The organism is Nostoc parmelioides FACHB-3921, from assembly GCF_014696625.1.
GTDB classification, from domain to species: domain Bacteria; phylum Cyanobacteriota; class Cyanobacteriia; order Cyanobacteriales; family Nostocaceae; genus Trichormus; species Trichormus parmelioides.
Genome location: NZ_JACJQL010000007.1, coordinates 89789 through 115471 on the forward strand (window position 1 = coordinate 89789; position 25683 = coordinate 115471).

Below are 25683 nucleotides of genomic sequence, written 5' to 3' on the forward strand. Positions count from 1 at the left end.
TTTCACTCAGGACTCAAGACTCAGCACTTCCTCTTAGCTAGTTATAATAAAAACCCCGCATTTCAACCTCTGCCAAGGGTTTTAACTTTTACAACTTAGTATAATTAGAGTAGGTCAGTAAATCGGGGATCGCTTTGTAAGGTTTTGAGAATTTGCTTGATTTCCTGGGTACGTTCCTTATTGACTATGAGAGTAACATTGCGATCGCGCACAATCACTACATCCTCCAAACCAATAGTAACAATTACATCCTCTGGATCAGTCGCATAAACAATCGCCCCCTGAGTATCTAGACCTACATGAGTAGCTAGTTCTACATTATGATCATCCGGTTTTTTGAGTAAACGCTCGATCGCATTCCAATCTCCTAAATCATCCCACCCAAAATCTGCTGGTAAGACATATACTAGATTTGTCTTTTCCATGAGTGCGTAGTCTATACTCTTCTTAGGTAACTGGGGATAAACATCAACCCCATGTTTTACAAGTGGTTCAATGATTTCTGGCGCATGAGTATAGAGTTCTTTGAGAACAACTCCGGCTCGGAAAACAAACATACCGCTATTCCAGCTATATCGTCCCGTAGATAGAAAAGTTTCGGCTTTTTCCCGGATAGGCTTTTCAGTAAAGCGATTGACATGATAAGCTGGCAACTCATTAAAGGTACCAATTTTTTCACCTTGTTCAATGTAGCCGTAACCAGTCGATGGGAAAGTCGGCTTGATCCCCAAAGTGACAATTGCCTCTGTGCTTGTCGCTAATTGGCTAGCAGCATCTAAGGTGCGTTTAAACGCCTCTGGATCAGCTATCCAGTGATCAGAAGGAAAAAAGCCTATAATCGCGTCATCACCATAACGCTTTTGAATTTCCAAACTAGCCCAAGCAACGGCAGCAGCAGTGTCTCTACCCTGCGGTTCAGTCAACAAATTTTGCGATGGTAATTCGGGTAGTTGTTGTTGCACCCCTTGTCCTAACTGACTAGAGGTGATTACCCATAAGTCATTCCACTCGCCTGCGAACTTAACTAGTCGTTCGGCGGTTGATTGCAATAGACTTCTGGAACTACCATCAAGACTTAAAAATTGTTTGGGTCGGTCTTGGCGGCTGAGAGGCCAAAAACGTTCGCCTTTACCACCAGCCAGGATTACTGGGAACAATGGGCTACTCATGTTGTCATACACACAAACGGTAGAACATTTCAAGTGTACAGTGCGGTCTTACACTGGCAAGATTGGTAGCTTGCTTTAACATAAATTTTAGGGAGTGGTTGAGTGGGGAGATAATTGTGATTAAACAGGTTCAATGGTCGGATAATCAGGTCGCACCTCAACAAATACCGGATCTCAATTTAGAGGTGGGGTCTTCACAAATACAACTGGTAGAAAACCAGGGCATATCTCAACCAGTATCAGCACAAGAAATAGAGGTAGAAACTGAACAAGATTCAGCCACTGTTTCCCGTAACGTGGTTGAGTCTGTTGGTGCAATACCCAATGAACTGTACGAGCGCTTAGGCTTGACCATGCCTCGTTGGTTATTGTGGATTTTGACAGTGGTTTTAGGGGTCATCCTATCTGGGCTGTTAGTATCCACCTTGGCGCTGTGGACTCCTTTGTGGAGCAATTTGGATCGCACTGAGGAAGAATTGGGCGTTTCTGGTCAAAATGAGCAGAAAATGCCATTGCCTGGGGAATTGTGGAGCAAAATATCCCAATATCAGCTATCCAAGCCCATGAATATTCTCATCATGGGAATTGAGCCAGTCAAAGGCGCTGTTGATGGCTCACCAGAAAGTTTCTCTGGTAATAGCGATACCATGATGATGGTCAGACTCAACCCAGAAAGTAAAACTACACGGGTGCTGTCAATTCCCAGGGATACCATGATTGCTATCCCAGAAAAGGGACTCACCAAGGTATCAGAGGCTAATGCTCAAGGCGGGCCAGTATTGGCAGCCAGAGTAGTCAGCCGGACTTTAAATAATGCCAGAATTGACCGCTATATCCGTATTTCTACTAGTGGTTTACGGCAATTAGTCGATCAGTTGGGTGGTGTTGAGGTTTTTGTACCCACAGCAATGGAATATCAAGACCCCAGCAGTCGCTCTAGGGTGAGTTTAGTTAGTGGCTGGCAAACTCTCAACGGTGAACAGGCAGAAGTATTTGCTCGTTACCGAGAGGAAACATTAGGGGATTTATCTAGAGTCCAGAGACAACAAGCACTGGTAGCAGCAATCCTGCAAAGGCTGAATAGTCCCACTGTATTACCCAGATTACCTCAATTAACCCGCCTAATGCGGAAATATTTTGATACAAATTTGAAGACAGAAGAAATGATGGCTTTGGTAAATTTTGCCGTGAATTTAGAACGGGATAATTTCCAAATGACCATGTTGCCTGGTACATTCAGCAAATTTAGTAAAGACCCCAATAGCTATTGGCTGAATATGACCGGACAGCAAAATCTATTAAACAATTATGTTGGGGTAGATGTGCCTGGTCTTAAACAAGATTCTCGGCCTGTTTCTCAGCTCAAAATTGCTATTCAAAATGCTTCCAATCAACCCCAGCTAACGGAAAAAGTTATTGCTTACTTGAAACAAAAAGGTTTTAAAAATATTTACACTGTACCGGATTGGCCTGATACTCAGCGCCAAACCCAAATTATTATCCAAAAAGGCAACCGCCAAGCTGGTTTTGACCTGAAAAAAGTCTTAGGAATCGGTTTGCTAGAAACTAAATCAACAGGGGATTTAGAATCTGACCTAACAATTAGGATTGGGAAAGATTGGAAATAGTAAATTAGTCATTAGTCAATGGTCATTAGTCATTAGTTGTGGCTCTGGACTGTTGACTTTTGACTATTAATATACTTATAAATTTATGAATAAGATTTTAGTCAAATTGTTTAGTTTAATTATTATTGTTATGCTGGCTTGGTTTTGGGTAATTGTCAATCCCCAACCTGCGTTTGCTCAAGTTAATACAATTAACTACAACAATGCAAATCTGGAAAACCGTGACTTTGCCAATTCTGATTTAATAGGGGTCAATTTTGTCGCGGCGGAAATGCGAGGAACAAACTTTCAAGGCGCAAATTTAACTAACGCTATTCTCACCAAAGGTGTTTTATTAAAGGCTAATTTGTCGGGGGCAAATTTGACAGGCGCTTTAGTAGATAGAGTAACTCTAGACAATGCCAACTTAAAAAATGCCATTTTCACGGAAGCAACTTTAACCCGTAGTCGCTTTTATGATGCTGACATTACTGGTGCTGATTTTACAGATGCGATAATCGATCGCTATCAAGTTTCTTTGCTGTGTGAAAGAGCCGATGGGATAAATCCAGTTACAGGTGTTGCGACCCGTGATAGTCTGGGCTGTAAATAAATAGTTAAGAAAATTTACCTGACAGAGTGTAAGATTTCGAGTTAATGTTTTCAGGTATGCACTCTGCAAGAGTTGTCGGGTACTATTCGTGACTAATCAAGAACAAAAACCTTCTCGTTCTTTCGCTGGGATTGCTGGCATTGTTGCCGCAGCCACTTTAATTAGTAAAGTATTTGGTTTAGTGAGGCAACAGGCGATCGCAGCTGCTTTTGGTGTAGGCGCAGCTGCAACTGCCTACAGCTATGCCTACATTATCCCCGGTTTCTTATTGATATTACTGGGGGGTGTGAATGGGCCATTACATAGTGCAGTTGTCAGCGTTTTGGCTAGGCGCAAGCGAGAAGAAGCAGCCCCCCTGGTGGAAACAGTGACTACCTTAGTGGGGGGAGTGCTGTTATTAGTGACGGTAGCCCAGATTTTCTTGGCAGATAATATTGTGGATCTTGTTGGTCATGGTTTGGAGGCGAAAACTAGAGCGATCGCCATTCAACAAATCCAGATTATGGCCCCGATGGCTTTATTCTCAGGCTTAATCGGCATCGGCTTCGGTACTCTCAACGCTGCTAATCAATATTGGCTACTCTCCATCAGTCCCTTGTTATCCAGCGTGGCAGTTGTATTTGGTATTGGTATCATGGCTTTGCAATTAGGCAAAGACATTATCAAGCCAGAATACGCTTTCATTGGCGGTATGGTTTTGGCTTGGGGAACCTTAGCTGGGGCAATTCTCCAATGGTTAGTCCAGCTAATTGTACAGTGGCGATTAGGACTAGGCAGTTTAAGGCTAAGGTTTGATTTTAAATCCCCTGGAGTCCAGGAAGTCATTAGAGTCATGACTCCGGCAACAATTTCTTCGGGGATGATGCCAATTAATGTGGCTACTGACCTCTATTTTGCTAGCCCAATTCCCGGTGCGGCGGCTGGTTTTAACTATGCCAATCTTTTAGTACAAACGCCTTTGGGGATTATTTCTAATATTATATTGTTGCCTTTATTACCCATCTTCGCCAAACTAGCAGAACCTGAAAACTGGCCAGACCTCAAATTACGTATTCGTCAGGGATTATTACTGACTGCTGTCACCATGCTGCCTTTAGGAGCGTTGCTGATATCTTTGTCTGTGCCAATTGTGCAGGTAGTTTATGAACGCGGTGCATTTAAACAAGATGCTACACAGTTAGTTTCATCCTTATTGGTGGCTTATGGTATTGGGATGTTCGCTTATTTAGGGCGGGATGTTTTGGTGAGGGTATTTTACGCCTTGGGAGATGGACAAACACCTTTTCGTATCAGCACTTTTAACATCCTGCTCAACGCTTTATTAGATTGGTTTTTAGTTAAACCTTTTGGCGCTCCTGGTTTAGTATTAGCTACAGTAGGTGTAAATTGCAGCTCCATGTTGATGCTGTTATTTTTACTCGATCGCCGTCTCAATGGCTTACCTTGGCGGGAGTGGGGCTTGCCAATCCTGGGTTTGACTGGGGGTAGTGTTATCGCTGGGATTGCTAGTTTTGCTACCCTCGCCGCTTCTCAGCAATTGTTAGGGAAAGAAGGTTTATTAATTCAAATTTTGCAATTGTGTATATCTGGCTTTGTGGGAATTGCGGTGTTTGCCGCGATCGCTTCACTCATGAAAATACCAGAAGTCAATAGTTTTGTAGTGCGGATGCGTCAGCGCTTCTTGAAAAAATAGACTTTCCCAGCCTGATTGTGAGCGATCGGCAGTTTGGCTAGTTTAATTTTCTACAAATTGCTATTGTCATTAAATTCAATGTCATCCACGCCAGAGTACTTAATTATCAACACCCCCCGGCTACCCACCGGGGATTTTTCTTAATTAGCCCAAGTTGTTAGTTATGTATACCTGTTGACTGTTGATCGTTGACAGTCAACAGTCTTCACAATGGATTATGCTACTTAAAAACAAAACAGCGTACTTATTCCCCTTTTTAGTTGAAAATATAAGTAATTCTAAAATTGTTTATTGATAAACAGACCATCAAAGCACAAATATCTGCCGAGCAAAGGATAAACTGGAATATGGTATCAAAACCAAGCTTCTATCAAGCTAAAATAGAGAAACTTAAAGATATCTACCCACAAGGAAATAGAAATTTTGTCAGTAGTTAAAGGTCTTCGCGCAGTGTGTCCCTGGAGACGAAAATGTTTTAAAATCACCGATGCGCCAAACGTCTGAACCTCGCCACCTCAAACAGCTAGCAACTGACAAAAAAATACTGGCGATTCAGTAAAAAATATGCTCAGTATAATCGATAAACAAGACATAAATTTTACAAAATCACAATATCCATTTTAAATGGGAATTTGCAAAAGCTGTGATAGCAAATAACTTTGCTTCAAGAGCGTATTTATTGATCAAGCAAAGACAACAAAGATTGAGCAACATTGAATCATACCTTCCCAAAAACCTCCAATCTTTGTTGACATCCTTCATCGACAGGATGGTGAAATTGATCAGATTGCTGACTCACCATCTTGACAAAAAATATACCGAGATATGTATCCCCATATTGCTCGATTTTTGCGAAGATCAGAATGTGGGGTCAAATCAGTCAATTGCTGATGGCAATATCTCTGAACAAATAAATGGAGCCTCACATTTACAAGAACTTTGTTTATGCAATTGAATTCTTCATTTAAGCAGTCTGAGAGTTTTTCGTTGACTAAAGAGCCAAATCCAGAAGAACCGGAAGTAGACAAAGAAGCAGAAGTGACAATAACTAGACCATCTTTGCCAGCATCGACAGGTGAAGGAGTAGGTATTTATCTAGGGCAAAGAAACAATTCTCTTGCCTTTCAAAAGTCAGAAGAATTGCAAAAAACGCTATTATTACACCGACATGAGCGTCAGTTGATAATATTGCAAGACTTCCCAGACCCCGATGCTCTTTCTTGTGCGTGGACTTACCAACTAATTGCCCAGCAATATGATATCAAGTGTGAAATTATTTATGCCGGGACTTTAAGCCACCAAGAAAATATTGCCTTAGTGAAACTTACCGGTTTACCAGCCCAGCGTTGGACACCACAAACTATTAAGGGCAAAGACTTATCATGTTATCAAGGTTTTATTTTAATTGATAACCAAGGGACAACCAGTCAGTTACTCACATCTGTTCAGCAAGCAGGTATCCCCCTAGTTGCAGTGATTGATCACCACAGCTTACAGACAGAACTGAAAGCTGATTTTGTGGATGTTCGTCCTTACGTGCGAGCAACGGCAACAATCTTCACTCAGTATCTCCAGGCTGGTCTGTTAGGTTTAGATAGCAGCATTAGTCAGCACGTTAAATGTGCGACTGCCTTGATGCACGGTTTGCGATCGGATACAAATCGACTGATGCAAGCCCAAGAAGAAGACTTTATGGCAGCTGCCTATCTCAGTCGATTTTATGATGCTCAATTGCTCAACGCCATCCTTCAGGCTAACCGTTCCAAGCGGGTGATGGATGTGATCGAGCGATCGCTCAAAAATCGTATTGTCCAAAATAACTTTTCTATTGCTGGTGTTGGTTATTTGCGGTACGACGACCGCGACGCTATCCCCCAAGCTGCTGACTTTCTGGTAACAGAAGAAAACGTCCACACCGCCGTAGTTTACGGCATTGTTCATGATGAAGACGATGAGCTAGAAGTAGTCATTGGTTCCTTGAGAACAACTAAACTGACCCTAGACCCCGATGAATTTATCAAAGAAGCCTTTGGTCAGGATAGTACAGGTCGATTTTTCGGTGGCGGAAGGACAGGCGCTGGCGGCTTTGAAATTCCTATGGGTTTCTTGTCTGGGGGTAACGAAAACTCTGCCTATGCCAGAATGAAATGGGAAGTATTCGATGCTCAAATCAAGCAAAAGCTGCTGAGATTAGTTAATCCTAAAGATAACCCAATTCAATCAGAATGAGCCTAGCATTTAAGGAATAGGAAGCTATGGTAATTGATAATTAGTAATAAACATTACTTAATTAGCAATTACCGTTCTGATTTCCCTGGTGTCTGGGAGAGAAAGAGGAATTTTAGTATAAATCGATACAGCTCACTTAAAGCTAAAACGAGCATGAGTTTTAGACCCCAAAAGATGTGTTTTCTATTCATCAAAAGTAGTAAAATTCTATACCCTTATACCCTCGAACCCTGTCTCAACAGATAACCTTGGCGCGTAAGTTCTAAAATATTTATGCCGCCCTACGTGGAGCGATCGCCAATTAGTTAAAATTAAGAACTGCTATTGTTATGACATTCCCCGGCAAAATTGGCTAGAGTTAAAATCTGGTTCAATGTTAGGGTGTGCTAAAAGTTTACTGTTATAAAAATATCATTTTTTGATTAAGCATTCAATAAGCAAAATATTTTAACACGACTGTATTTTACCTTTGATAAAGTGTATTTTAAACAAGATTTTCAGCCATTAATTAAATTAGAAAAAACCAGGTATCTATTTCAAGTAATATGACAGAATTGTGGACTTATTTTTTTAATTCAGTACCATTTATTCCACATGGTCATTGCTATTTATGGCAAACGGATTTAGTGTGGCTACACATAATATCTGATGGACTGATTGCACTAGCTTATTATTCTATTCCGGCTACTCTTTTTTACTTTGTGCGTAAACGACAAGATTTACCTTTTTATTGGATGTTTTTGTTGTTTAGTGGATTTATAGTAGCTTGTGGTACAACCCACATCATGGAAATTTGGACACTTTGGTATCCCACTTATTGGGTTTCAGGTTTTTTAAAAGCTATCACAGCAATAATATCCTTATTTACGGCATTAGCACTAATGCCTTTAGTCCCCAAAGCCCTTCTACTACCTAGTCCTGCTCAACTAGAAAGAGCAAATAAAGACCTACAAAATGAGATTGGTGAACGATTAAAAGTAGAAGCAGAACTGAGAAAATATCAAAATCATTTGGAAGAATTAGTTACTATACGCACCAATGAAATCACTAATGCCAATGAAAAATTACAACAAGAAATTAACGAACGTCAGCGCATCTTAGAAATTCTCAAAGAAAGTGAGGAACGTTACCGTTATTTAGCTGAAGCAATTCCCCAACTTGTATGGACAGCTGACGCGAATGGTGAATGCGATTATTTTAATCAAAATTGGTGTGATTATACTGGACTAACCTTAGAGGAATCTTTGGGTTCCGGATGGTTGACAGCATTGCATTTAGAAGATTTAGAACGTAGTTATGAAACATGGTCAAACGCTGTAGAAACTGGTACATTATACGAAAATGAATATCGCTTGAAACGTGCTGTTGATGGTTCCTATCGCTGGCTATTAGGGCGAGGTTTCCCACTTAAAGACTACCAAGGACGGGTGGTTAGGTGGTTTGGAACTTGTACAGATATTCATGAGCAAAAACAAATTTTGGAAGAACGAGCGCGTCTATTGGAACTGGAGCAAACAGCCAGAGCCGAAGCAGAAACAGCCAATAGAATTAAAGATGAATTTTTAGCCGTCCTGTCCCATGAGTTACGTACCCCCCTGAATGCAATTCTCGGCTGGTCTAAATTGTTACAAGAGCGTAAACTCGACAGAGCTAGGACAACCCAAGCTCTAGCCACTATTGAACGTAATGCCACATTACAAGTACAACTCATTGAAGATTTGTTGGACATCTCCAGAATATTGCAAGGCAAACTAGTAATTAATATTACAAAAGTCAATCTGGTAACTGTTACATTAACGGCATTAGAAACCATGCGTCTAGCGGCAGAAAGTAAGTCAATTCAGGTATCAACTAACTTTCCACCTCAGATGGGGCAAGTGATGGGTGATTCTGCTCGCTTGCAACAAGTAGTATGGAATCTCCTTTCTAATGCTGTTAAATTCACTCCCAACGGCGGCAAGATAGAAGTTAGTTTAGAAAAGGTGGAAGGCTATGCTCAAATAGTAGTCAGCGATACAGGTAAGGGAATCAAACCAGAGTTTTTACCTTATGTGTTTGATTACTTCCGTCAAGCAGATAGCAGTTCTACCAGAAGATTTGGTGGGTTAGGGTTAGGGCTGGCAATTGTCCGTAAAATTGTAGAAATCCACGGCGGTACGGTAACAGCACAAAGTCTTGGTGAAGAACAGGGAGCTAGTTTTACTGTGCGATTACCAATGCTTCCAGAAGAAGATGGGAATGTGACATACGAACAATATCGTTCGGCATCATTAATAACTAATTCTTTAGCTCTTGAGAGTATCAAGGTGTTAGTCGTTGATGATGATGCTGATTCACGGGATTTTCTGGCTTTCATTTTAGAACAAGAGGGAGCCAAAATCAGTTTAGCGGCTTCAGCGTTAGAAGTATTACAACTATTGCCAGAAATTAAACCAGATGTTTTGGTGAGCGATATTAGTATGCCAGATATGGACGGCTATACATTGATTAAGCAAGTGAGGACTTGGAAAGCAGAACAGGGGGGAGCGATTCCCGCGATCGCCTTAACAGCTTTTGCTCGACAATATGATCGAGAACAAGCCCTCCAAGCTGGATTTCAGCTACACCTACCCAAACCCCTCAACGCCGAAGAATTAATCGCCGCCATTGTTGAATTAGTTAATGGTCAATGGTCAATAGTCAGTAGTCAGTAGTCAATGGTCAATAATCAGTTTTCATTAGTTTTTTTCTCTTTTCCCTGCTTCTCTTCACTGTTCCCTTGTTCTGCATAGTCCCGTAGCTGCTGCAACAATTTTTCCTGAGATGATACTTGAGGCTGATTGTTCGCAATTGTCACAGCATTAGGTAATGGGTGAGTAGCAAGAGAGGGAATGGCAATATCAGGTTTGTCGGCGGCGGCTTTCATCGATTCTAGGACAGTGGCTAACTTTGCTTGCTGTTCTATTTGGTCTGTAGAAGACACCAAACCACTCAAGCCGTTCACTAATTGCCTGAGATTTTGCCGAAACTTCGGATCACCAGTCAATTCATCCAAATCAGACGTAATTTTTTGGGTATTTTCAAAAGTTAATCTCGCTGAATCTAAAGTCTGTTGTAGCAACACTGCGTTTTTCGGATCATTTAAAGTTTCAGTTGCATTTCGCAAATTAGCCGAAGCTTGAGCAGCGTTTGCAGATAGAGTTTCTAAGTTTTTGATTAACTCTCCTTGAGTTAAGCGATTCAGGCTTGGTGATAAATTTGTCACAGTCAAGCGTAGTTGATTGCTAGTTTCTGTAATATTATTCAAAGTGCTGACCAAGCCGGAGCGATTGGTATTTAACAAACTATTCAAATCACTCAACAAACGACTCGCTTGAGTTGCTGTTGTGCCAAATTTATCTGCTGTGACACCGAATTGATTGACGGTTTTAGTGGTAGAAGCAGTCAGTTCATTAGTGGCTCGTTGTACAGTATTAGCAGTAGAAGCAAAAGTACCTAGTTGTCCTTGAAAGCTTTTTGTTAAACCGCGAAAATCTTGAGTGAGTGCAGCTACATTGGTGGCGGCTTGGGCTGAGGTTTCCAAGAGTCTATTCACCCTTTGATAAAATTCGGGGTTGGTGTATGTATTCGCAAAGTCAGTACTGCTACGAATCAGCGCATCAACACTTATACCTATTTGCCCCTTTAACCGAGAATTATGACAAACGATGAGGCTACTATCACAATTCTTATCCAGAGGTTTAGGAGGAGTTTGCCCAGTGGGTAGTGATGATTTGGGTGTGATATCGATAATACTTTCACTAATCAATCCAGTCTGATTAGCTTCAATCACCACATCGCGGGGAATAATCAGGTCAGATTGAGCAATTTCAATTTCCACTTCTACAGCATTTGGCCCTGGTTGAATTTGAGAAATCCTGCCCACCTTCACGCCGCGATAGCGAACTGTTGCGCCTCTTTGCATCCCGCCTGCATTGGCAAATTCCACTAGGACTTTGTAAGAACTACCACCAGCCGTATACCTATTTAACCACAACAGAATAACTCCAAACGCCCCTAGCCCTAGCAGAAATAATAACCCTACTGAACCTTCCCTCAATGTGCGTTGCGATGTAAAACGATTGGTGATTAAGTCTCGCATATTTTACCTCTACCCAAAAACTAGGCCTAAGCTACTCAGTACTCACTAACCAACTACCTGAATTGGCCCTTGTACACTCCCACTGACAAACTGATTGATTAATGGATGGTCGGTACTGTCTATATCACTAACTGTGCCTTCCCACTGCACTTGACCCTGATAAAGAAACACCAGTCTATCAGATGTACGTCGAATCGTACTATCTTGGTGAGTGACGATCGCATAAGTACCACAAACTCCTTGTGTACATTGCAAGTCACGGATTAAATCTTCGATGACAGTGGAAGCAATGGGGTCTAGTCCAGCTGTGGGTTCGTCATAAAGTAAAACCTCTGGCCCTTCTGCCGGATTATCAGGGTTAGACATAATCGCACGGGCAAAACTTACCCGTTTTCGCATCCCCCCAGAAAGTTCTGATGGGTACAGATGACCGATTCCCCGCAAACCAACCATTTCTAGTTTTTCTGCGACTAATTCTCGAATGCGCGATCGCTCTAACCGAGAATGTTGATAAAGTAAAAATCCCACATTCTCTTCTACAGTCAAAGAATCAAATAATGCTGCTTGCTGAAATACCATACCAATACCCACTGGGTCTTGACCATCCTCAATCAACCCTTCCCTTTTGACTCCTTGCACATAAATTTCCCCAGCATCAGGAGTAATTAAGCCTGCTATTATCCGTAAGATTGTGGATTTACCAGTTCCGGAAGGGCCGATAATCCCTAAAGCTTCACCTCGATAAATTGTCAAATCTACATTATCTAAAACCTGATTGTTACCAAAAGACTTAGAAACGCCTTTCAGTTGAATTAGTGGTTGTTTCATTGGTCATTAGTCAATAGTCATTGGTCAATAGTCAATAGTCATTAGTTAATAGTCATTACTCTCTATGAACTTTCCACTCCCTACTTCCAATTTCCCCATTGATATCATCGTTATTGGTAGCGGTATTGGTGGTTTATGTGCGGCTGGGTTGTTAGCACGTTATGGTAAGCGAGTGATTGTGTGCGAAAGTCATACAATTCCCGGTGGTGCAGCCCACAGCTTTAAACGGCGAGGATTTGAGTTTGATTCTGGCCCCTCCTTTTATTGTGGTTTGACGGATGTCCAGAGTTTGAATCCTATCAAACAGGTTCTTGATGCTTTAGGTGAATCTCTCCCAGTTGTACCGTATGATCCTCTAGGAAAATACCATTTTCCTGAGGGAACTGTTGCGGTCTATAGCAACACTGAAAAATACCTTCATGAAGTAGAAAAAATCACGCCCCAAGGTGCAAACGAACTACAGCAATTCACAAAACGCTTATTAGGTTTATACGATGCCATGAAAGGCATTCCCACCTTAGCATTGCGTTCAGACTGGCAGGTAATTTTGATTTTACTGCAACATTACCTAATGTCTTTGGGGCAAATGTTACCTTGCTTACCCTTGGTTCAGTCTTCTGTAGGGGATGTGATGGATAGGACTGTTAACGACTCTTGGGTAAGACGACTGATTGATTTAGAATGTTTTCTCCTCTCTGGTTTAAAGGCACACGGCACAATTGCCCCTGAGGTGGCTTTTATGTTAGGTGAACGTTCCCGTGTGGGAGTTGAGTATCCTGTGGGGGGTAGTGCCACAATTGTCAATGCCTTGGTGCGGGGGTTGGAACGTTGGGGCGGTCAGTTACGCTTGGGATGTCACGTTGAGCAGATTTTGCTGGAAGCTGGCAAAGTTGTAGGTGTGAAGTTACGAAATGGTGAAATTATCAACGCGCCTATTGTGATTTCTAATGCAACAATTTGGGACACCTACAATCACTTGTTACGTCCTGAAGATTTACCCATTGCCTATCGTCAAGAAGCATTACAAACACCGGCTGTAGAAAGTTTTATGCACCTGCATCTAGGTATCAGGGCAAATGGATTAGAAAATTTAACAGGACATCACGTAGTAGTCCATGATTCTGGTGAAGATATTACTACCCAAGGCAATACTTGTATGATATCGATTCCCAGTGTGTGGGATGCAGCCCTTGCCCCAGAGGGACATCATGTAGTTCATGCCTATACCCTGGAATCCTACGCTGGATGGGAACGGAATGATGGGTATGCAGTGAAGAAAAAACAGAAAGCCGAGTCTTTATACCGTGCTTTAGAACGCATCATTCCCGATATTAGAGAGCGTGTAGTCTTGGAACTTATCGGTACACCCTTGACTCATGCTCATTATCTCCGCCGCCATCAAGGAACCTACGGCCCTGCCATTGCGGCTGGTCAAGGGATGTTTCCGAGTACACATACACCCATTCAGGGTTTGTATCGCGTTGGTGATAGCACTACCCCAGGTATTGGTGTACCGGCGGTAGCAGCTTCTGGTATTTTATGTGCAAATACCTTGGTAGAGCGATCGCAAACAACAGATTTATTAAATATTCTCCAGAAGCAATGAGAGAGAATAAAAAGACAAACTTTTAACTCCCTACTTGCCCACAAACAACTCATCCCAATCAGTAATTGCTTCTTGTTGGGCGATTAATAGTTGCTTAATTCCTGTTTCGGCGCAATCTAGTAGCTGATTCAACTGGGTACGGCTAAAACTACCTTCTTCGGCTGTTCCTTGAACTTCAATAATTCCTAAGTTTTTATTCATCACAACGTTGAAATCTACCGTTGCAGCTACATCTTCTATATAGTTCAAATCTAAATATGCTTCTTGTTCTAATAAACCCACAGAAACGGCGGCTACTTGTCCGCATAAAGGCGATCGCTCTAATACCCCTCGCTGCAATAATTGAGAAATAGCCTCAGCTAAGGCGACAAATCCGCCTGTAATTGCTGCCGTTCTCGTACCTGCATCGGCTTGCAACACATCTGCATCTACGGTTAAAGTCCTCTCTCCCAAAGCCTCAAAATCTAACGCTGCGCGTAAACTACGCCCAATCAAACGTTGAATTTCTTGCGTCCGTCCAGATAACTTTAATAATTCTCTCTCATGTCGTTGCTGTGTAGCTGATGGTAGCATCCGATACTCAGCCGTTAACCAACCTTTGCCGCTACCTGCAAGAAACTTGGGTACACTTTCCGCAACGCTAACAGTACACAGCACCTTGGTTTCACCACATATTGTCAGAACCGAACCAGGGGCAAAACGAGTAAATTTAGTATGAAAATCTATAGGACGGAGTTCATAGGGTTTTCTACCATCGGGACGTTGCCAAACCATGAGAGTTGCCTCTAACTTTTAATTGTAGAATACCCCTTTAAAGTTACCTTCGTGGTGCAAAATATTAAGTAGTGTGTGAAGTCAGTATCTCTTGACTACAGTCGGATAAATTCCAGAAAGTTTTAAGATAACCAAAAACTCTAAGTTACTAAAAGTAGTTTGAGGATATTTTGCAACACTAATTCGGGGGCTTGATCACCGTTAATTGTCAACAGGCGGCGGCGACGGTCGTAATACTCTAAAATGGGAACTGTGCGATCGTAAAAAATCTCTACTCGACGCTGCACAATTTCAGGTTGGTCATCTGGTAGAGAACGCCCCAAAGAACGACTCACCATTACTGCTTCTGGTACTTGTAAATAAATTGCCCAATCCAATTTCTGTCCCAACTCATCCAGCAAAAAGTCCAACTCTTCAGCTTGGAAGGCGGTACGCGGATAACCTTCCAAAACCCAGCCATCACGCACATCAGGCTTTTTCAGACGTAATCGGATTAATTCAATGATCATTTCGTCAGGAACTAGTTCCCCTTTCACCATGTAAGGTTGAGCATGACGACCTAACTCACTCAGGTGGGAAATGGCTTCCCGTAAAATCTCGCCCGTAGAAATCTGCGTAATTTCTAAATGACTGCAAAGCCTTTGTGCTTGAGTGCTTTTTCCCGACCCTGAACCTCCCAGAATCACTAATCTCACAACTATTCACTCCTCAACCAGTAATATTTAAAACATAATAAATTTGTTTTGCCCAACCCTGTCGTAAATCTAACATTTAGCCCAAGAGTATAAATTGGGGACGATGAGGGAAATACTATATTATTCGCCTATCAATCTCCACTCCCCATACTCAATTAACTCTTGACTTCAGACAAACCTAGTGTTTGACTTATAAAGCAGATTGCCAGACATATAACGCTGAATCAAAATCAGATTGATTATACAGGTAGATTTTCTCCAAGAATCCCTGCAAAACCTATTTTATTGATTGTAATTTTTTGAAATTTACCCTATGGTTGCCCAGTTAGAAACGCCCAGTGCAAATTCGCCCCTCACCTTACCCTACCCAATTAAAGGACTAGTACAAGTTTTCACTAGCTCACACCGTAACTTTTTTACCAGTGTTATGGGACAAGCCCTTAGAATTGCTGGGCAAGGTACACCAGTGTTAATTGTGCAGTTTCTCAAAGGTGGGATCAAGCAAGGACAAGAACGACCAATTCAATTGGGTCAAAATTTGGATTGGATTCGCTGTGATTTACCACGCTGCATCGACACCCCACATTTAGATGAATCAGAGAATCAAGCTTTACAAAAGTTGTGGCTACACACACAGCAGGTCATCGATGAGGACAAGTATTCTCTGGTTGTTCTCGATGAGTTAAGTTTGGCGATTCACTTTGGACTAATTCCTGAAAGCGATGTTTTAGCCTTTTTAGCCAAACGCCCTCCCCATGTTGATATTATTTTCACTGGTACAGAAATGCCCCAGTCTATTTTAGATGTGGCGGATCAAATTACAGAGATTAGGCGTAGTCATTGCCCCTAAACAAGATATCCTAGTAATTCGGTTGCAATTACCTGTGAACTTGTGATTAAGAACGACATCTGGATTACTGAAATGGCTCAAAAAGGGATGATTGCTCCTTTTGAGCCGAGTTTAATCCGCAAAATCCCAAAAGATACCCTTGTAGCTGCTCAACCCGTCATTAGCTACGGCTTGTCTTCTTATGGCTACGATATTCGCCTCTCATCGGCTGAGTTCCGCATTTTTCGCCACATCCCTGGAACTGTAGTTGATCCCAAAAACTTTAATCCCCAAAATTTGGAACCAACACCACTGCATACAGATAACGATGGCAGTTACTTTATCTTGCCAGCTCATAGTTATGGTTTAGGGGTGGCGCTGGAAAAATTGGAGGTGCCAAATAATATTACAGTCATTTGCATAGGTAAATCAACTTATGCTCGTTGTGGTATAATAGCAAACCTAACACCTGCGGAAGCTGCTTGGCGGGGTCATTTAACGCTGGAGTTTTCTAATTCTTCTAGTGCTGACTGTCGTATCTACGCGAATGAAGGCGTTGTACAACTACTATTTTTGGAGGGTGAACCTTGTGCTATTAGTTACGAAGCGCGTCAGGGTAAATATCAGGATCAGTTAGAAAAAGTGACTTTGGCTAAAGTTTAGTTTTTGATCCTGGGAATATTTTTTGACGATCGCTCTTCATCCCATCCCAATATTATAGAGATGATAGAGCGATCGCTTCCTACAATTCATTCTGAGTGAATCAAGTGGGATTCCAGTAATATAGATAGAACAATAATTAATCAGTTTTTATTAAAAGCTTATGTCTTCTACTCCTCTCGTGCTGAACCTAGTTGAAGGTTCAGTGTCTTTCAGCTTTTCCCCCCAAGCGGCGCGGGAACTAAAAGCAGCGATTAATCAATTAATGGAGAGTCTAAAGGCTGTTAGCACCAAACCAGCCTCAGGTGGTAAGGTCAATCCCCAGCCGCCATTAGAATATCGTTACACTGGCGATGTGTTTTTAGAAATTTTCTGTAATCCCAATATCTGGCCTACCCCCTTTGCCGCAAAAGTACTACTTACAATCCGTGATGTTAGCATTCGCTTGACTACAGAAGCTGAACTGACAAGAGTAATTGAAGATATTAATCAGTATTTAGAGCAAGTAGGGTAGTTTTTCTCAATTGGAAATCATGAAGTTTTTCTCAACAAGCTTGAACTTGTGAGTCAGCAATACTTAACTTTTGATTTTTTCCTATGGAATATTCCCTGAAAAATTACCGGAGCAGCTTAACACAGCAAACTGCTCCGGTTAAAGATTTTACATAATTTAATCAAGTTATTACACAGGATCTACACAAAAGTTTGTTTTTAGGCGTTCTTTAATTGGAAAAGTTGTAAAAAACGAAAAATAGAGGATTCTGGATCGGGACGGAGTTATTAAAACCAGAGATTCTCCCTCAGCTTGGGAAATGAATCCTTTATTGTCAAATCCAGTCATCCAAAAATAAACTCCCAATCCAAAATCACGAGTATTTATGGATCTTGGATTAGTCGTTGTCCCATTGTTCACGACCAATGAGGTCGCCAATGCGATCGCGTAACAGAAAGTCACATTTCTCTAACTCACACTCTACACAAACCCACTCTCTAGCAGGAATATATTGGCAAAGAGTATAGATAGGCTGTTGCCTGCTAATCATTCCTTTTTCTACTAGTCGGCGTGCTTCGTCCTGAATTACGTCTAGGGAGTAGTAATTGATAGAGGGCACCGTATTCACACTCATGGTTTTTACTCACAAATTTACACTTAAGATAGTGTTCCCACCAGATTGAAGGGAACAAACATGACAGGAATTGGACTCGCGCTTAGGGTTTTGTATTTTGCTATACGGAACTAATTTCATTTTGACGCTAGACACCCTCAAATAATTTAAAGAAATGTTAAGTTTGTCAAAATTTCCTGACATTAGTGCCACAAGCATCACACAATAAGATATTTCGTCTGCTAACTTAATTCGTGAAAGAATTCATAGTTAATGTATATCAACAAGGTATGAAACTCCTGCTGTTTATGGCTTGATGTATTTATGGGTAGATGACAATTATTCATAAAGACAGATGGCTGAGGTCAAAAATCATCAAAGTGAAAGCATTTATTACCACATGAAATTCAGCAAACTCAACAGTTATGGGAAAATAAATGTATAAACTGTTGCGTAGCCAAGGTTACCCTACACTAGGAAGACTTGCAAAGTGCCATAAGTTAATAATTTCTTAAAGCAGCTCGTAATGTATGAAGTTGATGAATTTCATTTGAACTAATTGACCCCTTGAAATCAACACCTGTCGTCCCTTGAGATGACATCCCTCTAGAGTAGCAGTGGTCATATAAAGACATATCCTGCTTGAGATGTAGCTAGAAAGGATTGATTGTTACAACTATTACTTGAGTCATAATTTCATGACATATATTTACGTAAGTAAATTTTATGAGAATTATGAATTTTTGTTAAAGATGAGGATTTTCCTGTCAGCGAAATTATCAAGGCTGGAAACAATAAGTTTGGCGTTCAAATCCTAACATTGCCGATCAGTAAAGTCTTAAGGGTTCTCACCCCTGATAATGGGTAATGGGCTAAGGAATTAGATATGAATAAATTTAAACAGACGCGATTGAGTCACGTCTGTCAAATGTTGGTGGGTTATGCGGAGGTTGATTGTTCTCTAGTCACATTGTGATTGAGGCTACAGGGAAGTGATGAACGCTGAGAGTGATTGCTAGTGGCTTGTTGTCTCCTGATTCCTCTCAATCCTTAATTCCCCAAAATATGCCTAATCTTCGTCTAAAGAGTCATCTGCTGATGGTATATCATCAAGCGATCGCGCATTCTCAAGTTTGTTCAACAACGTTAGTACTTTCGTTCCTCGTTCTATTGAACGATCTTCGATGAAAGTCACTTCGGGGGTACGACGTAACCTTACCCTTGCCCCTAGTTCACTACGGACAAAACCTGTAGCTGACTTCAACCCCGCCATCGTTTCTGCCTTAGCTTCTTCTGTGCCATATATACTGACGTAGATTTTGGCGTGTTGCAGATCCCCAGAAACATCTACATCTGTGACACTGACCATGCCTGTACCCACACGATCATCTTTAATACCGTTAATTAGCATTTGGCTAACTTCCCGTTTGATCAATTCAGCAACACGGGAGACGCGGCGATTTGTAGCCATAAAAACTTTCCCTCCTCACAGAGGTTGGACAACAACATAAATTTCAGTCGGATAGGACAGCAAAACTATGGGGAACACCCTCAAAAAAAATCCGCCTACAAAATCTACAAACCTTATTTATTAAGCATTTCCTTGATTTTGTGGTCTGAATCTCTCTTTTCGGTTTGGTCTGACCTAATCTAGATTGTACCTAAGCCAAGCATGGCTCTTAATGTAAAAGTCATGAACGCTAGCCCGCCTACCAACAAACCCACAATGGCAATTAAAGTAACGGGGCGTTTTAACAGAGGGAATAATGGCTCAAAGGTGTTTAGGAAAATACCTAATACAATAGTGATCAAGTAACGGGGGTAGCGAAAAACGTTATCCCAAAATCCATCAAACATTTTAATTGAAACTGCCTTCTTATCTACTTAACGTTCATTTTGATTTACTTTATCAACACAATTGTAATATATGACGCTAGAAAAATACTCGATCAATATAAAATATGGTTCGTTGGTTATATTTGCTATATTTGATAGCCTATAGCGTAGTTCCAGTCCTATGGTAAGCCAAATCCCTAAAGAAACTTGCCCACGTCCATTTTTAAAGTGGGCTGGGGGTAAAAGTAGGTTAATTCCGCAATATCTGTCACATTTACCCAAGAATTATCAGACTTACCATGAGCCATTTTTGGGAGGTGGTGCTTTATTTTTCTATCTCCAACCGAGCAAATCTATTTTAACTGATATTAATTCTGAGCTAATTACTACTTATCGTTGTGTCCGCGATCGCATCGAGGAATTAATTAGTCTTTTAAAAGAGCATAAAAGCCAACATAATAGAGATTATTATTATAGTGTCCGAGGAAAAACTGTTGATAACGATTTAGAAAAAGCCGCACGATTTATTTATCTCAATAAAACTTGTTATAACGGACTTTATCGGGTCAATTCTCAAGGTCGATTTAACGTTCCTTTAGGGAAATATCATAATCCTAATATTTGTCAAGAAGATTTACTCAGAGCCGCTTCCAATGTGCTTGCTACCTCAGAAATTAAACAAGCAGATTTTACTGAGGTGCTGAATTACGCTACTGGTAGTGAGGATTTCGTATTTTTTGACCCGCCATATTATCCTATTAGTAGTACTAGCTATTTTACAGGTTATAGTAAAGATTCTTTTGGAGAAAAAGACCAATTAATTTTAAGAAATACTTGTGTAGAACTGGCTAATCGCGGTGTTAAAGTAGCTGTATGTAATTCTGATTGTGAATTTATTAAAAATATATATCAAAAAATAGGATTTAATATTTATTTTATCGAAGCAAAAAGGTCAATAAATTCTAACATAAAAAAACGAGGTTTAGTTAAAGAATTGCTCATTACATCATATTAAAATATCGGCGTTAATGAATCAATTAATAAGTTGATTTATAGAGCAAAAACTTGATATTTTCTATAATTAAGTAATCAATTGATAGAGTATTTTAGCATTTCCCCTGAGTGGTTAGTGATAGTCATATCCTCGAATTTTTGCCTGTAAAATTAATGCGATAGACCACTGGCGAGTGTTATAGTCACCATACATCCAGTGTAAAGCTCAGTATATTGGGAAAATTACCCGATTTTTACACATACTTTTCCTAAACTACTTGAAGCATAAAATGTCAGAATGTTAAATGTAAACTTTCATCACAAAAATACTTATGCCAAGAGCCATCTGGAATGGAGCTGTGTTAGCCGAGAGCGATAACACCGTAGTCGTGGAAGGTAACCATTATTTTCCGGCTGATGCAATTAACAAGCAATATTTTCAAGCAAGTGAAACTCACACCACTTGTCCGTGGAAAGGTGTCGCCAGTTACTACAGCATCGAAGTTGATGGACAAGTTAACAAAGATGCTGCTTGGTACTATCCCAGCACCAAAGAAAAAGCAAAGAATATTGAAGGTTACGTAGCTTTTTGGAAAGGTGTAAAGGTTGAGACTAAATAAGCATAATTAGCCCAACAACTAAACCTTGTGGAGACGCGATTGCTCGCGTCTTTTTTTGTATCATAATAAAATTTTTTCATCTATAGCCATAGCCAGGTAGATTAGGACATCAAACTAACATAAAACCCTGACAATACAGAGCTTTCAAGTCTGTCAACTGTCAACTATCAACCGCTATACCATCAGTTTCTCTTGTCACCAGGAAATAATCAGGAAATTTCAAGTAAGCTTTAAATTTTATATTGTAAATTTAGTTGTAAATCAGATAATATTGATAATTTTTATCCAAGAAATTACTGTTGTTAGTGAACCAACCTATACCTTGGAATAAATTTAATTATTTGTTGATGTATATTTGTTTTCCATAACATCAGAATTACTATGATGTTTAGTTCAATAAATAATAAAATATTTAATTGTAATTATTTTAGCGATCGCCTACACCTACACTATCTCTAAGAAGCATACAAATATTAGAGATATTGCCTTATATACTAATAAGTACAGGTAATACAAATCACTTAATCATCATCAAGTAAGTTAAATATTTTTGTATTTAAAATATCCGGAAATATAAAAATTCAATTGACCACTTATTAACAAGTGGCTTTATTTGTGACAACCTCTTTATTTATAAAATCATCTGACTATTACTTCTAAGATATCAATAAGGATATCATGAAAAATTATTAGATAAGTTGACACTACAAATACTCTTGTTTTAAGCTCAATATGCTTGTCACCCATAAACTATTTAATCAATAATTTTAGTTTTTACACAAGTTATATTTGTACTTAAAATTAAGTATATATATGTCCTTAATATAACTTTTAATAGAAATATTGTGTTTAAAAAAACATTCAAGTAAAAATATTCGTTTCTTCTAGAAACTGACCGATATTAGAGGGATTACATAGTGGCTAACATCAGTTTAAAACAAGGACAATTTGTTACCAATTCTTTGTCAAATAAATGGAAATTTAGACATCTTACTAAAATTCTTCTACGAAGACGTTTTATAGTATTGGGTGTTTCTTGTGTGGTGATTTCAGCTACTAGCTTTGCAGCTATAACAAACAAACCCACCTACAAAAGCCAGATGCAAATATTAGTAAGCCCTAATGTATCTGAAGAAGTAGGTACAACAAATAATATAGATATTCCTCTAAGTATTGAACAATACTCTGTGCAGAAGAACTTGATGCAGAGTTCTAAATTAATAGATAAGGTAGTAAATCTACTAAGTTTTGACTATCCCAATATTACTAAAGAAAATATTTTAGGGAAAACAGAAAATAGTGACAATTCTCCATTAACAGTAACTCAGCTAGCGACTAATAAAGGTGCAAAGCAAGTTCTTAACCCCGTCTTTGAAATCTCTTTTCAAGATAGCGACCCACTTAAAACTAAAAAGGTACTTCTAGCTTTACAAAAGGTTTATCAGGATTACAACCTAGAGCGAAGACAAGAGCGATTTAATCAAGGATTAGCATTTATTAATGCTCGATTGCCAGTAATAAAACAACAGGTAAGACAGGCCGAGAGAAAATTAGAACAGTTTCGGAAGAAGCATAATTTACTAGATCCAGAATTACAAAGTCAAGTTTTAATCAAATCTTTGACGGAAACTCAAGAACAGTTACAAGTAACTCGCACCCAACTACAAGATATCAATTCCCAGTATCAAAACTTAGAAAAAAGAATCGCAGAGGCTAGCCAAAAAGCACTCATCTCAATGCGTTTGGCTCAATCCAGTCGTTATAAAACATTGATAAGTGAATTACAAAAGACTGAACAAACTCTGGCCAAAGAGGAGCTACGTTATACAGATGATTCCCCTATTGTGCAGAGTCTCAAGCAGCAACGTCAGAGTCAATTAACTTTAGTACAGCAAGAGTTAAAACGGTTAACTGCGGAGATTAGAACAGAAACAACCCCAGAACCAGGACAACTGGTTGGAGTTGAGCCAAATTTAGTGGAAGAATTTGTTCAAGTACAGACGAGGGCTTTAGGATTAATTGCTAACGAAAAGAGCCTCAGAGAATCAGAACAACGTATCCGTTCTGAATTGAGAAAATATCCTAGTTTGATAGCAGAATATCAACGTCTTTTACCAGAAGTAGAAACGCAACGCAAAACACTTGAGCAAATGTTGCAAGCACAACAATCAATGGGAATGAAAATTGCTCATGGAGGTTTTGATTGGTTGGTATTAGAGGAACCAAATCTGGGAACTTATGTTGGTAATGATAGGTTCTGGTTGGTATTTGCAGGTATGATTGCTGGGCCGATTTTGGGTGTTGTCTTGGCGCTGATTTGGGGAATGCGTCATCGGATTATTCATTCTGCACAAGATTTGCAGAAAGTGAGCAACCTAAGATTACTGGGGACAGTACCGAAGTTAGCACCCCAGACGATGGAAAAACGCCTTCCCAATTTATCTTGGCTTGGGGGACGCAACTTAGGCGAGTCTGAGGAAGCAGGTAATTCTTGGCTACCTTGCCACGAAACTTTGGATATGGTCTACCAAAACACACAAATATTGAAGTATCCTGTCCCTTGTAAGTCTGTGATGGTAACTTCAGCGCTACCAGGGGAAGGAAGGACAACTTTAGCGATGGGGTTAGCGGCTAGTGCAGCTCATATGCACAGACGGGTGCTACTAATTGATGCTAACTTGCGATCGCCTAAACTCCACAAAATTCTCCAACTATCAAACGACTGGGGATTATCTTTACTACTTCTTGATGAGACAAACACCGAAGTTCAAGAGTATATCCAGCCAATTCACCCTTCCATTGATATTTTGACTGCGGGGCCAACACCAGAAGACGCGGTAGAATTGCTCAGTTCTCAGCGATTGAAAGATTTAATTGAATTATTTGAAGAAACCTACGACTTAGTATTGATAGATGCTCCACCCATTTTAGGCACAGTCGATGGCAGAATTGTTGCCTCCTACTGCAAAGGAATTATGATGGTAGGGCGTATTGGTTGGGTAACACAAACTGAACTAACTCAAGCCGTGGAGATTTTAAACAGCTTAAACTTAGTTGGCATTATCGCCAATGATATGAGTAGTTATCACAAGGGTTGAAATATTTTATGAAAACTTACTTACCCAGGTTGTCTGTTGAGACTGGGGGTAAGAGGGTAAGGGTTTTCAAAATTTCTACCCCTACACCCCTACACCCCTATACCCCTATACCCCTATACTCCTACTCAACTAACTAAAACCTTAGCTTCTACTTCTGGTTGATAACGGATTTCATTGGGACAAGAACGACCTTGTTCAATATCAGCAATGTTATTTAAGGTTGTCTCTGCTATGTTACGTAAAGCATCTTCTGTAAAAAATGCTTGGTGTCCTGTGATAAGTACATTGGGAAATGTTGTCAGTCGTTGGAAGATATCATCTTGAATGATTTCCCCTGATAAATCCTCAAAAAACAATTCTGATTCCTGCTCATAAACATCTACACCCAAAGAACCGATTTTGCCAGTCTTGAGTCCTTCAATTACAGCTTGGGTATGAATGAGCGCACCTCTGCTGGTATTGATTAACATTACCCCTGGCTTTACCTGCTCGATTGCTTGTGCGTTGATTAAGTGATGTGTTTCCGGCATCAAGGGGCAATGGAGAGAAATAATATCAGAATTGGCAAATAGTTCTGGTAATTCTACATATTCCCCCCCTAATGCTGACATTTCTGGGTTGCGGTACACATCATAGGCGAGTATGCGACAGCCAAACCCTTTCATAATTCGTCCCAAAATCAAACCGATTTTACCAGTACCGATAATTCCCACCGTGCGTCCGTTGATGTTAAAGCCTAAAAGTCCATCTAAGGCAAAATTACCTTCACGGACGCGATTATAAGCACGGTGAATTTTGCGATTGAGGCTCAAAATCAAACCTACTGCGTGTTCGGCTACACCATAGGGTGAATAGGCGGGAACACGAACTACAGTAACGCCCAACTTATTAGCCGCTTTTAAATCTACATTATTGAAACCTGCACAACGGAGGACAATCAAGCGAGTTCCCCGTGAAGCAAGAATTTCTAAAGTAGCTGCATCAACTTGATCATGTACAAATACGCAAACCGCCGGAAATCCGGCGGCTAAAATAGCGGTATCTTGATTGAGACGGGGTTCAAAAAACACCAAATCATGTTGCTTTGGAGCATTTGCAGCTTCTAAAAACTGCCGATCATAGGCTTTTGTACTGAAGACTGCTACTTTCATGCCAAACCTCAGGCTGTGTGCCGGATATTTTTCACATACATATTAGCTTGGTGTTT

General features: G+C 40.3%; 21 protein-coding genes. 12 read left to right on the forward strand and 9 right to left on the reverse strand.

Translation table 11 applies throughout. From position 1 onward, the window contains the following. Positions 1 to 104 precede the first annotated feature (104 nt). A complete protein-coding gene (locus H6G14_RS07405; RefSeq protein ID WP_190566441.1) occupies positions 105 to 1169 on the reverse strand; it encodes a mannose-1-phosphate guanylyltransferase in 1065 nt (354 codons plus the stop codon). A gap of 116 nt (positions 1170 to 1285) precedes the next feature. On the opposite strand from H6G14_RS07405, the gene H6G14_RS07410 reads away from it, so the two are divergent. From H6G14_RS07410 to H6G14_RS07430, 5 genes are all read left to right on the forward strand, one after another. After that, positions 1286 to 2797 (forward strand): LCP family glycopolymer transferase, encoded by a 1512-nt coding sequence (locus H6G14_RS07410; protein WP_190566442.1) that lies wholly within the window; start codon positions 1286 to 1288, stop codon positions 2795 to 2797. A gap of 85 nt (positions 2798 to 2882) precedes the next feature. Next, a complete protein-coding gene (locus H6G14_RS07415) occupies positions 2883 to 3389 on the forward strand; it encodes a pentapeptide repeat-containing protein (protein ID WP_190566443.1) in 507 nt (168 codons plus the stop codon). An 88-nt stretch (positions 3390 to 3477) separates the two neighbouring features. Continuing rightward, positions 3478 to 5082 (forward strand): murein biosynthesis integral membrane protein MurJ, encoded by a 1605-nt coding sequence (gene murJ, locus H6G14_RS07420; RefSeq protein ID WP_190566444.1) that lies wholly within the window; start codon positions 3478 to 3480, stop codon positions 5080 to 5082. Positions 5083 to 6027: 945 nt separating this feature from the next. Beyond that, positions 6028 to 7311 carry a DHH family phosphoesterase gene (locus tag H6G14_RS07425; RefSeq protein ID WP_190566445.1) on the forward strand — a complete coding sequence of 428 codons (1284 nt, stop codon included), beginning with the start codon at positions 6028 to 6030 and terminating at the stop codon, positions 7309 to 7311. Positions 7312 to 7856: 545 nt separating this feature from the next. Further along, positions 7857 to 10004 (forward strand): hybrid sensor histidine kinase/response regulator, encoded by a 2148-nt coding sequence (locus H6G14_RS07430; protein WP_190566446.1) that lies wholly within the window; start codon positions 7857 to 7859, stop codon positions 10002 to 10004. 14 nt (positions 10005 to 10018) lie between these two features. On the opposite strand, the gene H6G14_RS07435 is transcribed toward H6G14_RS07430, so the two are convergent. Both H6G14_RS07435 and H6G14_RS07440 read right to left on the reverse strand, forming a co-directional pair. Beyond that, positions 10019 to 11431, reverse strand: coding sequence for an MlaD family protein (locus H6G14_RS07435; RefSeq protein ID WP_190566447.1), 1413 nt, complete (start codon positions 11429 to 11431; stop codon positions 10019 to 10021). A 45-nt stretch (positions 11432 to 11476) separates the two neighbouring features. Then, positions 11477 to 12259 (reverse strand): ABC transporter ATP-binding protein, encoded by a 783-nt coding sequence (locus H6G14_RS07440; RefSeq protein ID WP_190566448.1) that lies wholly within the window; start codon positions 12257 to 12259, stop codon positions 11477 to 11479. 64 nt (positions 12260 to 12323) lie between these two features. Between H6G14_RS07440 and H6G14_RS07445 the strand changes: the two genes are divergently transcribed. Further along, on the forward strand, positions 12324 to 13865 hold the full coding sequence (locus H6G14_RS07445; RefSeq protein ID WP_190566449.1) for a phytoene desaturase family protein: 1542 nt from the start codon (positions 12324 to 12326) through the stop codon (positions 13863 to 13865). A 30-nt stretch (positions 13866 to 13895) separates the two neighbouring features. Here the strand turns inward: H6G14_RS07445 and rph are convergent, their stop codons facing one another. Beyond that, positions 13896 to 14639 (reverse strand): ribonuclease PH, encoded by a 744-nt coding sequence (gene rph / locus H6G14_RS07450; protein ID WP_190566450.1) that lies wholly within the window; start codon positions 14637 to 14639, stop codon positions 13896 to 13898. Between the two features lie 140 nt (positions 14640 to 14779). Continuing rightward, entirely contained in the window at positions 14780 to 15334 is a 555-nt protein-coding gene (locus H6G14_RS07455; protein WP_190566451.1) for a nucleoside monophosphate kinase, read from the reverse strand. A 313-nt stretch (positions 15335 to 15647) separates the two neighbouring features. Here H6G14_RS07455 and H6G14_RS07460 point away from each other — a divergent pair, with 313 nt between their 5' ends. From H6G14_RS07460 to H6G14_RS07470, 3 genes are all read left to right on the forward strand, one after another. After that, on the forward strand, positions 15648 to 16184 hold the full coding sequence (locus H6G14_RS07460) for a P-loop NTPase family protein (protein WP_190566452.1): 537 nt from the start codon (positions 15648 to 15650) through the stop codon (positions 16182 to 16184). Positions 16185 to 16256: 72 nt separating this feature from the next. Further along, positions 16257 to 16826 (forward strand): dCTP deaminase, encoded by a 570-nt coding sequence (dcd, locus tag H6G14_RS07465; protein WP_199326080.1) that lies wholly within the window; start codon positions 16257 to 16259, stop codon positions 16824 to 16826. A 160-nt stretch (positions 16827 to 16986) separates the two neighbouring features. After that, entirely contained in the window at positions 16987 to 17337 is a 351-nt protein-coding gene (locus H6G14_RS07470) for a hypothetical protein (RefSeq protein ID WP_190566454.1), read from the forward strand. Between the two features lie 376 nt (positions 17338 to 17713). Here H6G14_RS07470 and H6G14_RS07475 read toward each other — a convergent pair whose 3' ends face one another. The 3 genes from H6G14_RS07475 to H6G14_RS07485 all read right to left on the reverse strand — a co-directional run bounded on the left by H6G14_RS07475 (position 17714) and on the right by H6G14_RS07485 (position 19786). Beyond that, entirely contained in the window at positions 17714 to 17950 is a 237-nt protein-coding gene (locus H6G14_RS07475) for a DUF4327 family protein (RefSeq protein ID WP_010994241.1), read from the reverse strand. Between the two features lie 1048 nt (positions 17951 to 18998). After that, positions 18999 to 19400 (reverse strand): 30S ribosome-binding factor RbfA, encoded by a 402-nt coding sequence (gene rbfA / locus H6G14_RS07480; protein ID WP_011319421.1) that lies wholly within the window; start codon positions 19398 to 19400, stop codon positions 18999 to 19001. Between the two features lie 179 nt (positions 19401 to 19579). Then, on the reverse strand, positions 19580 to 19786 hold the full coding sequence (locus tag H6G14_RS07485; protein WP_190566455.1) for a DUF751 family protein: 207 nt from the start codon (positions 19784 to 19786) through the stop codon (positions 19580 to 19582). 160 nt (positions 19787 to 19946) lie between these two features. On the opposite strand from H6G14_RS07485, the gene H6G14_RS07490 reads away from it, so the two are divergent. The 3 genes from H6G14_RS07490 (at position 19947) to H6G14_RS07500 (ending at position 24476) form a co-directional block, all read left to right on the forward strand. Beyond that, positions 19947 to 20780: a DNA adenine methylase gene (locus H6G14_RS07490; RefSeq protein ID WP_190566456.1), complete on the forward strand. Its 834-nt coding sequence runs from the start codon at positions 19947 to 19949 to the stop codon at positions 20778 to 20780. Between the two features lie 310 nt (positions 20781 to 21090). Beyond that, positions 21091 to 21378 (forward strand): DUF427 domain-containing protein, encoded by a 288-nt coding sequence (locus H6G14_RS07495; protein WP_190566457.1) that lies wholly within the window; start codon positions 21091 to 21093, stop codon positions 21376 to 21378. A 917-nt stretch (positions 21379 to 22295) separates the two neighbouring features. Continuing rightward, the gene (locus tag H6G14_RS07500; RefSeq protein ID WP_190566458.1) at positions 22296 to 24476 is read left to right on the forward strand and encodes a Wzz/FepE/Etk N-terminal domain-containing protein; all 2181 of its coding nucleotides are present in this window, start codon (positions 22296 to 22298) and stop codon (positions 24474 to 24476) included. Between the two features lie 125 nt (positions 24477 to 24601). On the opposite strand, the gene H6G14_RS07505 is transcribed toward H6G14_RS07500, so the two are convergent. Continuing rightward, on the reverse strand, positions 24602 to 25627 hold the full coding sequence (locus H6G14_RS07505; RefSeq protein ID WP_190566459.1) for a 2-hydroxyacid dehydrogenase: 1026 nt from the start codon (positions 25625 to 25627) through the stop codon (positions 24602 to 24604). Between the last annotated feature and the right edge of the window lie 56 nt (positions 25628 to 25683).